Origin of the sequence: Streptomyces sp. 3MP-14 (assembly GCF_006334905.2) — a bacterium.
GTDB lineage: Bacteria > Actinomycetota > Actinomycetes > Streptomycetales > Streptomycetaceae > Streptomyces > Streptomyces triticirhizae.
This window is the reverse complement of sequence record NZ_VDLZ02000010.1, coordinates 29,966-43,245: the sequence shown is the minus strand read 5'-3', so window position 1 is coordinate 43,245 and position 13,280 is coordinate 29,966. Positions and strand designations below refer to the sequence as shown.

Below are 13,280 nucleotides of genomic sequence, written 5' to 3'. Positions count from 1 at the left end.
TGCCCCGGAACCGGCGGAACCGGCGGAACCCGAGGAACCCGAAGAAGAAGCAGCCGCAGTCACATCGCCCACCCTACGTTCACTGCGCGGCGGCCAGCTTGGCCGCCGAATCGGCGTCCACACACGCCTGGATCACCGCGTCCAGCTCGCCGTCGAGCACGCGGTCGAGGTTATACGCCTTGTAACCCACCCGGTGGTCGGAGATCCGGTTCTCCGGGTAGTTGTAGGTCCGCACGCGTTCGGAACGGTCCACCGTGCGCACCTGGCTGCGGCGCGCGTCGGACGCCTCCCGGTCGGCCTCCTCCTGCGCGGCGGCCAGCAGCCTGGCGCGCAGGATGCGCAGCGCCTGCTCCTTGTTCTGGAGCTGGCTCTTCTCGTTCTGGCAGGAGACCACGATGCCGGTGGGCAGGTGGGTGAGGCGGACGGCGGAGTCGGTGGTGTTCACGGACTGCCCGCCGGGCCCCGAGGAGCGGTAGACGTCGACGCGCAGGTCGTTCTGGTTGATCTCGACCTCGACGTCCTCCGCCTCCGGCAGCACCAGCACGCCGGCGGCCGAGGTGTGGATGCGGCCCTGCGACTCGGTGGCCGGAACCCGCTGCACCCGGTGCACCCCGCCCTCGTACTTCAGGCGCGCCCACACGCCCTGGCCTGGCACGACGCCGCCCCGGCTCTTGACCGCGACGGAGACGTCCTTGTAGCCGCCGAGGTCCGACTCGTTGCCGTCGATGATCTCGGTCTGCCAGCCGACCCGTTCCGCGTAGCGCAGGTACATCCGCAGCAGGTCGCCGGCGAACAGCGCGGACTCGTCGCCGCCCTCGCCGGCCTTGATCTCCAGGATGACGTCCTTGTCGTCGCTGGGGTCGCGGGGCACCAGCAGCAGCCGCAGCTCGTCGGTCAGCTCGTCCCTGCGGGCCGCCAGGCTCTTCACCTCGGCCGCGAACTCCGGGTCCTCGGCGGCCAGTTCACGTGCCGTCTCGATGTCGTCCCCGGTCGAGAGCCACTGCTGGTAGGCCCGCACGATCGGGGTCAGCTCGGCGTAGCGCCGGCCGTAGCGACGGACGGCGGACTGGTCGGCGTGGACCGAGGGGTCGGCGAGCCGTCGTTCGAGGTCGGCGTGCTCGCCGATCAGTTCCTCGACGGCCTCGAACATGATGGGTCGCTCCTGGAGAAGAAGAGTGGCGGGAGAGGGCTGGGTGCCGGGGAACGTTGATCCGGAACGGTCATCCGGGGACGCGAAAGGCGCCGGTCCGGCCGCCGTGGTGCGCGGCCGGCCGACGCCGACGGGGTCGCTACTTGCGGGCCGACCCGGCGTTCTTGCCGAAGCGCGCCTCGAACCTGGCCACCCGACCACCGGTGTCGAGAATCTTCTGCTTGCCGGTGTAGAAGGGGTGGCACTCCGAGCAGATGTCGGCGCGGATGTTGCCGCCGCCGACCGTGCTGCGGGTGGTGAACGACGCGCCACAGGTGCAGCTGACCTGGGTCTCGACGTACTCCGGGTGAATGTCGCGCTTCAAGGCTTCTCCTAGGGTTCGGGAGGGCCGCCGGGTCGGCGCGCGGGATGCGCTCCGTGAACCGGGACCGACGCTCCAGTCTGCCAGCACTGGCACGTGACGACCAAAACGGGGTCCCCCCGGCGGATATTCCCCGGGAACCGGGGCGGGGGCGGCCTTCGGAACCGGCTCGTCAGCCCTGGACGATCAGCCCTGGACGATCAGCCCTGGATGATGAGGTCGTCCCCGCCGCCCTCCTCGGCGGCCGAGTCCCTGATCGCCGAACGCGGCACCGGGCGGTCGTCCCGCAGCGCCGCCCACACCTGCCGGGACTGCTCGCGCAGCGGCGCGACCCGGTTCGGGTCCTCCGGGTCGTACCCGACGGGCAGCGTCACCATCTGGATCGCGTCCGGCTTCACGTCCCTGAGCGTGCGCGCCAGGCTCACCAGCTTGGAGACGGAGGCCAGGTCGGAGTCCGTGGTCAACGCGGACGTCGCGGTGTCGGCGAGGTCGTAGAGCCGCCTGGGGTCGCCGAACAGGTCCACGCCGTCGATCTGCCCCATCAGGGCCTGGAGGAACGAGTGTTGGAGCTGGATGCGGCTGAGGTCGCTGCCGTCCCCGACGGCCTTCCTGGTGCGCACCAGCGCCAGGGACTCCCGACCGCTGAGGGTGTGGGTGCCGGCGGCCAGCCGCAGATGGCTGTCGCTGTCCTCTATCGGCTGCGTGGTGGTGACCTCCACCCCGCCCAGGGTGTCGACCAGCTCCGCGAACCCGGCGAAGTCCACCTCCAGGTAGTGGTCCATCCGCAGCCCGGTGAGCGCCTCCACGGTCTTGACCGCGCAGACCGGCCCGCCGATCCCGTACGCCTCGTTGAACATGGTCCGGTCCGCCGCCGGCGCCGTCCCGCCGCCGTCGATCCGCTCGCACTCCGGGCGCGGAACCATGGTGTCCCGGGGGATCGAGACCACGGTCGCGGCGTCGTGCTCCTCGTTGACGTGCACGATCATCGCGGTGTCGGAACGGGCCTCCCCGTCCGGGTCGTCCCCGCCGTAGCCGCCGTTCTGGCCGCTGCGGGTGTCGGAGCCGAGCACCAGCAGGTCGAGCGAGCCGTTGTCACTGTCCTCCGGGCGGTCCTCGCCGAGGGCTCCCTCGATGTCGATGTGGGAGATGTTTCCGTCGAGCTTGAGGTAGAGCACGGTGCCGCCCACGCCGAGCAGCAGCGCGAGCGCGAGCGTGGTGATCAGCGTCACCCGCACCAGGCGGCGACGGAGCAGTGGCGTGGGCCGGGCGGGCGGCTCCTCCTGGCCGGAAACCGCCGCTGGCCCTTCGCCCGAAGGAGGGACCATTCACCCATTGTGCCCTGGTACGCGGTGCTGTGCTTCTCGGCCGGTTCTCCGCCCCACCCACCCGCCCCTTTGCCTGGCGGCCCTCCCGGCACGCCGGCACGCTGGTGCCCGGGGCGACGCCCCGGCTTTTCACCCCCACCCACCCGCCCCCTTTGCCTTCGGCCCTGCCGAGAGGCCGGGGCGCACGGGCCGGTGCCCCGGGGGCTGCGCCGCCACCCGTGCCCGGGGCTGCGCCCGGGCTTATCGCCCCCACCCACCCGCCCCTCTTGCCTGGCGGCCCTGCCGAGAGGCCGGTGCCCCGGGGGCCGGTGCCCCACCCACCCGCCCCTCTTGCCTGACGGCCCTCCCGGAAGGCCGTGGGCAACGGCCCCGAGGACAAGGAAACGGCCCCCGCAAGGGCCGCAGGCAAGAAGGGGCGCAGGCAAGAAGGCCGGGGCGCGCAGCCCCGGGCCTGGCCCCGGCCCCGGGAAGCGCCGCAGGCGAATGGGGCCGCAGAGCAACAGGCCGAGGCGCAGCCGGGCACCGACCCCGCAGACAAAAAACGACCCCCGGAAGGGCCGCAGGCAGGAAGGGCGGGTGGGTGGGGAAAAAAACCGGGCCGGCCCGGGAAGCGCCGCAGGCACGACCCGGTGTCCCGGAAGCGCCGCCAGGCAAACGGGCGGGTGGGTGGGGAAAAAACCGGGCCGGCCCGGGCATCGCCCCGGGCACCGGCGTCCCGGCAGGGCCGCAGGCAAAGGGGCGGGTGGGTCGGGCTAGAAAGCCCCACCCACCCGCGGCAAGCGACTAGTCCCCGTTCCCCGGCGTCGGCGTCGTCTTCTGGATCTGCATCAGGAACTCGGCGTTGGACTTCGTCTTCTTCATCCGGTCCAGCAGCAGCTCCATCGCCTGCTGCTGGTCGAGCGCGTGCAGCACCCGGCGCAGCTTCCAGACGATGGCCAGTTCCTCGGAGCCCATCAGGATCTCTTCCTTCCGGGTCGCGGACGCGTCCACGTCCACGGCGGGGAAGATCCGCTTCTCGGCGAGCTTCCGGTCGAGCTTCAGCTCCATGTTGCCGGTGCCCTTGAACTCCTCGAAGATCACCTCGTCCATCCGCGAGCCGGTCTCGACCAGCGCGGTGGCGAGGATGGTCAGCGAGCCGCCGTCCTCGATGTTCCGCGCGGCGCCGAAGAACTTCTTCGGCGGGTAGAGCGCGGCCGAGTCCACACCGCCGGAGAGGATGCGCCCGGAGGCGGGGGCCGCCAGGTTGTAGGCGCGGCCCAGGCGGGTGAGGTTGTCGAGCAACACGACGACGTCGTGGCCGAGTTCGACCAGTCGCTTGGCCCGCTCGATGGCCAGCTCGGCGATGGTGGTGTGGTCCTCCGACGGCCGGTCGAAGGTCGAGGAGATGACCTCGCCCTTGACCGCGCGCTGCACGTCGGTGACCTCTTCGGGGCGCTCGTCGACCAGCACGACCATCAGGTGGCACTCGGGGTTGTTGTGCGTGATGGCGTTGGCGATCATCTGCATGATCGTGGTCTTGCCGGTCCTCGGCGGGGCCACGATCAGGCCGCGCTGGCCCTTCCCGATCGGCGTGATCAGGTCGATGATGCGGGTCAGCAGGGCGCCGGGGTCGGTCTCCAGGCGGAGCCGGTCCTGCGGGTAGAGCGGGGTGAGCTTGTTGAACTCCGGCCTGCCCCGGCCGGAGTCGACGCTCATGCCGTTCACCGAGTCGAGGCGGACCAGGGCGTTGAACTTCTCCCGCCGCTCGCCGTCGCGCGGCTGGCGCACCGCGCCGGTGACGTGGTCGCCCTTGCGCAGGCCGTTCTTGCGGACCTGGGCGAGCGAGACATAGACGTCGTTGGGGCCCGGCAGGTAGCCGGAGGTGCGCACGAACGCGTAGTTGTCGAGGATGTCGAGGATGCCCGCGACGGGAATCAGCACGTCGTCATCGCTGATCTGCGGCTCGGCGACCTCGTCGCGCCCGCGCCGGCCCCTGCGGTCCCGGTAGCGGCCGCGCCGGCCGCGTCGGCCGCCCTCGAAGTCGTCGTCGCGGTTGTTGTCGCGGTCCCGGTCGCGGTTGTTGTCCCGGTCCCGGTTGTTGTCGCGGTTGTTGTCGCGGTCGCGACCGCCGTCCTTGTCCCGGTTGCGGCCGCCGCCCTGGTTGTTCTGGCCCTGACGGTCGCCGCCCTGGCCGTTCTGCCCCTGGCGGTCGCCGCCCTGGTTCTGGCCCTGGCGCTCGCCCTTGCCACGGCGTTCGCGCTTGCTCTGCCGGTCGGCCTGGCCGTCGCCCTTGCCGCCGTCGTTCCTGCCGTTCTCGCCCTTGCCCTCGTCCCGGCCGGACTCGGCCCTGGCGTCGGTGCCCCTGCCCTCGGAGGCGCGGGTCGCCCGGCGCTCCTTCTCGGTGGGCTCGGCCGTGGCCTTCGCCTCTGCGGCGGGCTCGGCGGCCTTGCGCTCGGCGGCCCTGGCCGCCTTCGGCGCCTCGGTCTGCTGGCCGTTGTTCTCGGCGGGCTGGCCGGGGATCTCGATCTGGCCCTGCTGCTGGCCCTCCTCGCCGGTGCGGGCCCGGGAGGTGGCGCGGCGCTTGGGCTTCTCGGCGGACGACGCGGACTCGGCCGGCGCCGTGGCCTGGCCGCCGGCGGCCTGCTTCTCCTTGATCACCTCGATCAACTGGCTCTTGCGCATCCGCGCGGTGCCCCTGATCCCCAGCTGGGAGGCGACCTGCTGTAGTTCAGCCAGGACCATCCCGTCGAGGCCGGTACCCGAACGCCGGCGGCGGGGAGCGGCGGAGGCGGCGGGAGCGTCCGTGGCGGACGCGGTGGCAGCACCGGAAGTCTTGTCGGCGCTGTCGGCACTCACGCCCATCAGATCGGTGGTGTCGCTCACTAAGGGTCCTTCCCTGGAGCGGACGTCGGCCTGTCTGGCTCGGCGACCGGTCGTGCTGTCCGGCTGCGGCCCCTTCGCGGTGGACCGGCCGGTGCGGTAAACCCGCCTGTTCGATCACGGCGGAAGATCAATGCGTGGTGGTGCGGGGGGATCGACGAGACACGTCGAAGGAACGTTGAACCGTCGAACCGACGCACCGGTTCCGGAGCGTGCTCGGCGCTACCAGGCAGGCTGCTCAGGCAGATGAGGGAGGCTCCCGGAAGAAGAGCGGTCCCAGAAGGTGGGACCCCGGATTCCGCACGCATTCTGTGTGACGCCCGACAGAACGGTACGTGCAGACTTGAGATTAACACTACCGGATGCTGCCTTCATTCCCCCTCTCTGTCGTTCTTCACTTGCTTTTCCCCGGAAGCGCCGGCGTGGGCGCCCCGTTGCCCGGCCGTCGCGCGCTCGGTCGCCAGGGGCGAGCGGCTCATGCGGCGGCGCCGGCCAGCGGGAGCACGCAGGCGCCCGCCGTGTCCAGGGACAGCCGGTTGGCCGTCCATCCGTCGCCCGCCAGCAGCGCGGACTTGTCGGCCTGGCTCTCGTCGGCGAGCGCGAGCACCGTCGGCCCCGCGCCCGAGATCACGGCCGGCACGCCCTCGGCGCGCAGCCGGCCCACCAGGTCCATGCTCTCGGGCATCGCCGGCGCGCGGTAGTCCTGGTGCAGCCGGTCCTCGGTGGCGGGCAGCAGCAGCTCGGGGCGCCTGGTCAGCGCCTCGACGAGCAGCGCGGCGCGGCCGGCGTTGGCCGCCGCGTCGGCGTGCGGAACGGCGCGCGGCAGCAGCCCGCGCGCGGTCTCGGTCGCCAGCGGGCGGGCCGGCACGAAGACCAGCGGAACGACGCTCGCCGCCGGCTCCATGCGGATGGCGCGCACGGCCCCCGACTCCCCCCAGGCCAGGGTGAATCCACCGAGCAGACAGGCCGCCACGTTGTCCGGGTGGCCCTCGATCTCGGCGGCCAGCTCCAGCAGCGCGACATCGTCCAACTTCGCCTCGCCGCCGGTCGTCACGGCGCGGGCCGCGACCAGTCCGGCGCAGATCGCGGCGGACGAGGAGCCCAGACCACGGCCGTGCGGCACGCGGTTGGCGCAGACGACCTCAAGTCCCCTGGGCTGCCCGCCCAGTGCGTCGAACGCGGTGCGCAACGTCCGCACCAGCAGGTTGGATTCGTCGCGCGGCACGGTGTCGGCGCCCTCGCCCGCGATGTCCAGGTGCAGCCCGGAGTCCGCGACCCTGACCACGACGTCGTCGTAGAGGCCGAGCGCCAGGCCCAGGGCGTCGAAGCCGGGGCCGAGGTTGGCGCTGGTGGCGGGCACCCGGACGCGGACGGCGGCGGCGCGGAAGGCGGGATGGGCCATCGCTCGATGACTCTCCTTGGTGAGATGTGCGGCACGTGTCCCCTGCGGACGCGCGGCACGAGGGGGGACACGAGGCGCCACGTCGGATGTGAACCCGCTCGGGCGCGACGGCCACGAGCGGTGGACCGCTCCGGGACGAATACCAGCCTATCGAAGGAAGGTTCAGACGCGATACAGGGCGGTGCGGTGTCGTGGCCGGCGCGCGGCGTTGGCCTCGTGGGCGGGCGGCGCGCTGACCGTGGGCGCGGGTCGTTCAGGCGAGGCCGAGCCGCTCGGCGGCGGCGTCGGCGTCGACCGGGACGACGATGGGCTGCGGCGCACCGGCGACCGCCCAGTCGGGGTCCTTGAGGCCGTTGCCGGTGACCGTGCAGACCACGCGCTGGCCCCGGTCGAGGCGGCCGGACTCGGCGGCCTTCAGCAGGCCGGCGACCGAGGCGGCCGAGGCCGGCTCGACGAAGACGCCCTCGCGGGAGGCCAACAGCCGGTAGGCGGACAGGATCTGACGGTCGGTCACCTCGTCGATGAGGCCGCCGGACGCGTCCCGTGCCGACTCGGCCTGGGTCCAGGAGGCGGGGTTGCCGATGCGGATGGCGGTGGCGATGGTGGTCGGGTCCTTGACGGGCTCGCCGCGCACGATGGGCGCCGAGCCGCTGGCCTGGAAGCCCCACATGCGGGGGGTGCGGGTGGCCGGGCCATCGGCCGCGTACTCCCGGTAGCCCTTCCAATAGGCCGTGATGTTCCCGGCGTTGCCCACCGGCAGCACATGGAGGTCGGGGGCGTCGCCGAGCCGGTCGACGACCTCGAACGCGGCGGTCTTCTGGCCCTCGATGCGGGACGGGTTGACCGAGTTGACCAGCGCCACCGGGTACTTCTCGGAGAGGCCGCGGGCCAGGGTCAGGCAGTCGTCGAAGTTGCCGTCGACCTGGAGGATGCGGGAGCCGTGGACCAGCGCCTGGCCCATCTTGCCGAGCGCGATCTTGCCCTGGGGCACCAGCACCGCGCAGACCATGCCGGCGCGCACGGCGTAGGCGGCGGCCGAGGCGGAGGTGTTGCCGGTGGAGGCGCAGATGACGGCCTGCGCGCCGGCCTCCTTGGCGTGCGAGATGGCCATGGTCATCCCACGGTCCTTGAACGAGCCCGTCGGGTTGGCGCCCTCGACCTTGAGGTACACCTCGCAGCCGGTGCGCTCGGAGAGCGTCTCGGCGGTGACCAGCGGGGTGCCGCCCTCGCCCAGGGTGACCACCGGGGTCCGCTCGGTGACCGGGAGCCGGTCGCGGTACTCCTCGATCACCCCGCGCCACTGGCCGCTGGTGCGGGGCTCGGCGGATGCGTTCATGCCCATCTCATGTCCTTCTGCTCGCCCCGGGGGATGTGCCCACGGGGTGCCTTCCGCTGTGCACGGTCTCGCACGTCTCGCACGCTTACTCGCCCTCGACGCGCATGATGCTGGCCACACCGTGCACCGTGTCCAGCTCGCGCAGTGCGTTGACCGTGGCGCCGAGCGCCGCGTCGGGTGCCCGGTGGGTGACGACGACGAGTTGGGCCTCGCCGTCCTTGCCGGTCTGCCGCACCGTGTCGATGGAGACCCCGTGGTCGGCGAAGACCATCGCGCACTGCGCCAGCACGCCCGGTTTGTCCATCACGTCGAGGCTGATGTGGTACCGCGTGACGACCTCGCCCATCGGGCTGACTGGCAGCCGCGCGTACGTCGACTCGCCAGGGCCACGGCCGCCGGTGAGCCGGTTGCGGCAGGCGGCCACCAGGTCGCCGAGCACGGCGGACGCGGTGGGCGCGCCGCCGGCGCCCGGGCCGTAGAACATCAGCTGGCCGGCGGAGTCGGCCTCGACGAAGACCGCGTTGTACGCCTCGCGCACCGAGGCCAGCGGGTGGCTGAGCGGGATCATCGCCGGGTGCACCCGGGCGGTCACCGACCGGCCGTCCTGGGCGCGTTCGCAGATGGCCAGCAGCTTGACGGTGCAGCCCATCGCCCGCGCGCTGGCGATGTCGGATGCGGTGACCTCGGTGATCCCCTGGCGGTGCACGTCATCGAGGCGGACCCGGGAGTGGAAGGCGATGCCGGCCAGGATCGCGGCCTTGGCCGCCGCGTCGAAGCCCTCGACGTCGGCGGTCGGGTCGGCCTCGGCGTAGCCGAGCGCGGCGGCCTCGGCGAGCGCCTCGCCGTAGCCGGCGCCGGTGGACTCCATGCGGTCCAGGATGAAGTTGGTGGTGCCGTTGACGATGCCCAGCACCCGGTTGACCCGGTCGCCGGCCAGCGACTCGCGCAGCGGGCGCAGCAGCGGGATCGCGCCGGCCACGGCGGCCTCGAAGTAGAGGTCCACGCCGTGCCGTTCGGCCGCCGCGTGCCGCGCCGGGCCGTCCTGGGCCAGCAGCGCCTTGTTGGCGGTGACCACGCTGGCGCCGTGCGCGAAGGCGCTGTCGATCAGCGAACGGGCCGGCTCGATCCCGCCGATCAGCTCGACGACCACGTCGATGTCGCCCGAGGCGACCAGCCCCGCCGCGTCCGTGGTGATCAGCTCCGGCGGCACCTCGCCGCGCGCCCGGTCGGGCCGGCGCACGGCGACGCCGGCCAGCTCGACGGGGGCGCCGATGCGCGCCGCCATGTCGTCCGCCTGCGTCAGCATCAGCCGGGCCACCTGGGAGCCGACCACGCCGCAGCCAAGCAGCGCCACCCTCAACGGACGCGACGGACGAGTGCGCACCATTCGACCCAGCCTTTCAGCTCACTCGGAACTATCAGTCTCACGCACGGGCGGCGGACCGCCCCACCACGTTCACCATGCGGACGCCGGCGATCAGGAAGTGATCGGCCGGCGTCCGGCCCCCGGCCGGTCAACGGTCGGCTCCCGGTCGGCCCGCGTCGGTGAACGATCAACGGGCCGCCGCCCACGTTCCCCTCGAACGTCTCCGGGCCGACCCGGTCGGGCCCGTTCTCAGCCCACGTCGAGTCGGAGCAGGTCCTCCTCCGTCTCGCGGCGGATGAGCAGGCCGGCCAGCCCGCCGGCCACCGCGACCACGGGCGGGCGCGGCGTGTGGTTGTAGTTGCTGGCCATCGAGCGGCAGTAGGCGCCGGTGGCCGGGACGGCGATCAGGTCCCCAGGGGCCAGGTCGGACGGCAGATAGGCGTCCCGCACCACGATGTCGCCGCTCTCGCAGTGCTTGCCCACCACCCGCACCAGCAGCGGTGGCGCGGCCGAGGCGCGGGAGACCAGCGCCACCGAGTACTCGGCGTCGTAGAGCGCGGTCCTGATGTTGTCCGACATGCCGCCGTCCACGCTCACATAGGTGCGCAGGCCCTCCAGCGGCTTGACCGTTCCCACCTCGTAGAGGGTGAACGCGGTCGGGCCGACGATCGCCCGGCCCGGCTCGACCGACAGCCGGGGCAGCGCCAGCCCTGCGGACTCGCACTCCCGGGTGACGATGTCCCGCAGCGCCTTGGCGATCTGATGCGGCTCGGCCGGGTCGTCGTCCGAGGTGTAGGCGATGCCGAGGCCGCCGCCGAGGTCGATCTCGGGCAGCTCGACGCCGTGCCGGTCGCGGACCGTGCGCAGCAGGCCGACGACGCGGCGCGCGGAGACCTCGAAGCCGGCCATGTCGAAGATCTGCGAGCCGATGTGCGAGTGCAGGCCGACCAGTTCGAGGCTGTCGGCGGCCAGCACCCGGCGCACCGCCTCCAGCGCCGAGCCGTCCGCCAGCGCCAGGCCGAACTTCTGGTCCTCGTGCGCGGTCGCGATGAACTCGTGGGTGTGCGCCTCGACGCCGACCGTCACCCGGATCTGCACCCGCTGCCGCACCCCGTGCCGGCGGGCGGCGTCGGCGACCCGGTCGATCTCCTGGAACGAGTCCAGCACCACGCGGCCGACGCCGGCGGCCACGGCGCGGTCGATCTCGGCGACGGACTTGTTGTTGCCGTGCAGCGCGATCCGCTCGGGCGGCATCCCGCCGGCCAGCGCGGTGGCCAGCTCGCCGCCGGTGCACACGTCGAGGTTGAGGCCCTCCTCGCGCAGCCAGCGCACCACGGCGCGGGAGAGGAACGCCTTGCCGGCGTAGAAGACGTCGGCGTCCGGCGCGAACGCGTCCCGCCAGGCGCGGCAGCGGGCGCGGAAGTCGGCCTCGTCCAGCACGAACGCCGGGGTGCCGAACTCCTCGGCCAGCGCGCGGACATCGAGCCCGCCGACGGTCACCACGCCGTCGGCGTCACGGTGCACGGTGCGCGCCCAGACCTTGGGGTCCAGGGCGTTGAGGTCGACCGGAGGCGCGGAATAGTGGCCCTCGGGCAGCACGTCGGCATGGCGGGGGCCTGCGGGGTGGGCGGAACGACTCATGGTGTGACTTTCCTTGGATCTGGCGGCCGGCGCCTCACGACGGGTGGCCCACCGCGTGGTTCGACGGGTGGTCCACCGGGGCGCCGTGGGGGGCGCCGTGGGGGGTGCTCACAGCCGCTCGGGAGCGCTGACGCCCAGGGCGTGCAGGCCGTCGGCGAGCACCGTTCCGGTGGCCTGGGCGAGGGCCAGCCGGGCGCGGTGGACGGCCCCGGGTTTCTCGTCCCCGACGGGGAGCGTGGGGCGCAGTGCCTCGACGGTCAGCAGGGCGTCGGCGACGGCCGTCAGCCGGGCCGCCGGGCGGCCGCCGTCCCCGAGCGCGGTCAACAGCTCGCGCTCGGCGGGGAGTTGGAGCGGGGCGGCGCCGGGCTCCGGGCGGACGCCGAGCGCCTCGGCGGCGCGGGCCAGGCCGGCGCAGCGGGCGCGGGCGTAGCGCACCAGGAACAGAGGGTTCTCCTCGCGCTGCACCAGCAGCGCACCGTGCGGGTCGCCGCCGGCGACGGCCGCCCAGCGGGCGGCGTCAAGCGCCGGGTCCTCGGGGAGGCTGGGCGCGGGGGGCGCGGCGAGTATCGCGCGCAGGAAGGCGGCCTCGGCGTCGTCGGCCAGCGCGATGGTCAGGAAGCCGCCGCCGGTGACGTTCACCTCGGCGACGCCGGGCTCGGCCACCAGCCGGCGGCGCAGCAGCCGGGCGACCTCGGGCGCCGGCAGCCCGGCCGGGCCGGCCAGCCGCAGCGCGATGCCCGTCGACCAGGCGTGCGCCCCGACGTGCCGGGGCGGGCGGCGCACCGTGACCCGCTCGGGAACGGCCACCCGCAGCTCGCCGCCGTCCACCGCGCCGCGCACGGAGCGCAGCACGGCCTGGGAGAGCTGGGTCGGGGTCACGGAGCAAGCGTACGAGAGGCGGGGGCGCACTCCGCGAGGGGTTTCACCAACTGGACGACGCGTCGCCGGCCCTCGGCGCAGAACCGCTTGACCAGGCCGACGAGTTCGGCCGGTTCGAAGGGCTTGCTCAACACGGCGTCGATCCCCCCGCCGGGGGGCGCGCCCGCTTCGCCGCTGCCGCTCCAGTCGAGCGGCCCGTCGTCGGCGCCCCAGGGGCGGCGCGGGTCGACGCTGGCGGAGACCAGCAGCAGCGGGATGTGCCGGGTGCGGCGGTCGAGGCGCAGCTGGTCGACGGTGCCGAGGCCGTCGAGGCGGGGCATCGCCAGATCGAGGGTGATCACGTCCGGGCGGAACCTGTGGACCCGCTCCAGGCATTCGGCGCCATCGCAGGCGGTCATGACCTCGAACCCGTCGAGTTCGAGATTGACCCTGATCAGCTGCCGGATGACCTGGCTGTCGTCCACCACCAGCACCCGGCCAGGAGCGCCTGGCACCCTGCCAGCGTAAGCGCGTTCCCCCGCCGCCGTCCGGCCTTTCCGGCAACTTCTACCCGGGAGTACCTCCCTCCGCACCCACGTGCGGAAACCACGGTGCGGGGCACCCCCGCCGAGCTGGTAGTGTTCTCTCCGTCGCCACCCAAGGCGCCAAGCGCCCCCGTAGCTCAGGGGATAGAGCAACGGCCTCCGGAGCCGTGTGCGCAGGTTCGAATCCTGCCGGGGGCACCTCCTGGAAACCAGCGGAAACCGCCCGCTGACCAGCCAACTCGTCGCAGCAGAGGGCGGGAGTCAGTCTCACTGACTCCCGCCCTGTTTCGCTGTGTCGCGGTGTTCACGCGTGAGGGGCGCGTGGGCGGCCGGCTCAGGTGTTCCTGTCCTCGGCCCCTGCCCATGGCCCGCTCGGACTCCCTGTTGTTCACAGCCTCGCGTCGTCGGTGCGAGCGGGACCCGTCAGCTGCGATCAG

The 13,280-nt window shown here is 73.0% G+C and carries 10 protein-coding genes and 1 tRNA gene; 1 reads left to right on the top strand and 10 read right to left on the bottom strand.

From position 1 onward, the window contains the following. Nucleotides 1–79 precede the first annotated feature (79 nt). The 10 genes from prfA to FH609_RS17500 form a co-directional block, all read right to left on the bottom strand. Nucleotides 80–1,150, bottom strand: a complete 1,071-nt coding sequence (prfA, locus tag FH609_RS17545; protein WP_139668651.1) for a peptide chain release factor 1 — start codon at nt 1,148–1,150, stop codon at nt 80–82. A 139-nt stretch (nt 1,151–1,289) separates the two neighbouring features. Further along, nucleotides 1,290–1,514, bottom strand: coding sequence for a 50S ribosomal protein L31 (gene rpmE / locus FH609_RS17540; RefSeq protein WP_139668649.1), 225 nt, complete (start codon nt 1,512–1,514; stop codon nt 1,290–1,292). A 197-nt stretch (nt 1,515–1,711) separates the two neighbouring features. After that, nucleotides 1,712–2,836 carry an LCP family protein gene (locus FH609_RS17535; protein WP_139668647.1) on the bottom strand — a complete coding sequence of 375 codons (1,125 nt, stop codon included), beginning with the start codon at nt 2,834–2,836 and terminating at the stop codon, nt 1,712–1,714. A gap of 783 nt (nt 2,837–3,619) precedes the next feature. Continuing rightward, on the bottom strand, nt 3,620–5,698 hold the full coding sequence (gene rho, locus FH609_RS17530) for a transcription termination factor Rho (protein WP_139668645.1): 2,079 nt from the start codon (nt 5,696–5,698) through the stop codon (nt 3,620–3,622). A gap of 472 nt (nt 5,699–6,170) precedes the next feature. Next, a complete protein-coding gene (gene thrB / locus FH609_RS17525) occupies nt 6,171–7,097 on the bottom strand; it encodes a homoserine kinase (protein ID WP_139668643.1) in 927 nt (308 codons plus the stop codon). Between the two features lie 253 nt (nt 7,098–7,350). Continuing rightward, complete coding sequence (thrC, locus tag FH609_RS17520) at nt 7,351–8,433, bottom strand: threonine synthase (RefSeq protein ID WP_139668641.1); 1,083 nt, start codon at nt 8,431–8,433, stop codon at nt 7,351–7,353. 85 nt (nt 8,434–8,518) lie between these two features. Next, nucleotides 8,519–9,820 (bottom strand): homoserine dehydrogenase, encoded by a 1,302-nt coding sequence (locus FH609_RS17515; RefSeq protein WP_139668639.1) that lies wholly within the window; start codon nt 9,818–9,820, stop codon nt 8,519–8,521. A gap of 228 nt (nt 9,821–10,048) precedes the next feature. After that, nucleotides 10,049–11,440, bottom strand: coding sequence for a diaminopimelate decarboxylase (lysA, locus tag FH609_RS17510; protein WP_139668637.1), 1,392 nt, complete (start codon nt 11,438–11,440; stop codon nt 10,049–10,051). Nucleotides 11,441–11,548: 108 nt separating this feature from the next. Continuing rightward, nucleotides 11,549–12,319 (bottom strand): DALR anticodon-binding domain-containing protein, encoded by a 771-nt coding sequence (locus FH609_RS17505; protein WP_139668635.1) that lies wholly within the window; start codon nt 12,317–12,319, stop codon nt 11,549–11,551. Next, entirely contained in the window at nt 12,316–12,813 is a 498-nt protein-coding gene (locus FH609_RS17500) for a response regulator (protein WP_139668633.1), read from the bottom strand. Before FH609_RS17500 ends, FH609_RS17505 begins: the two co-directional genes overlap by 4 nt. A gap of 156 nt (nt 12,814–12,969) precedes the next feature. On the opposite strand from FH609_RS17500, the gene FH609_RS17495 reads away from it, so the two are divergent. Continuing rightward, nucleotides 12,970–13,041, top strand: a tRNA-Arg gene (locus FH609_RS17495). Nucleotides 13,042–13,280 lie beyond the last annotated feature (239 nt).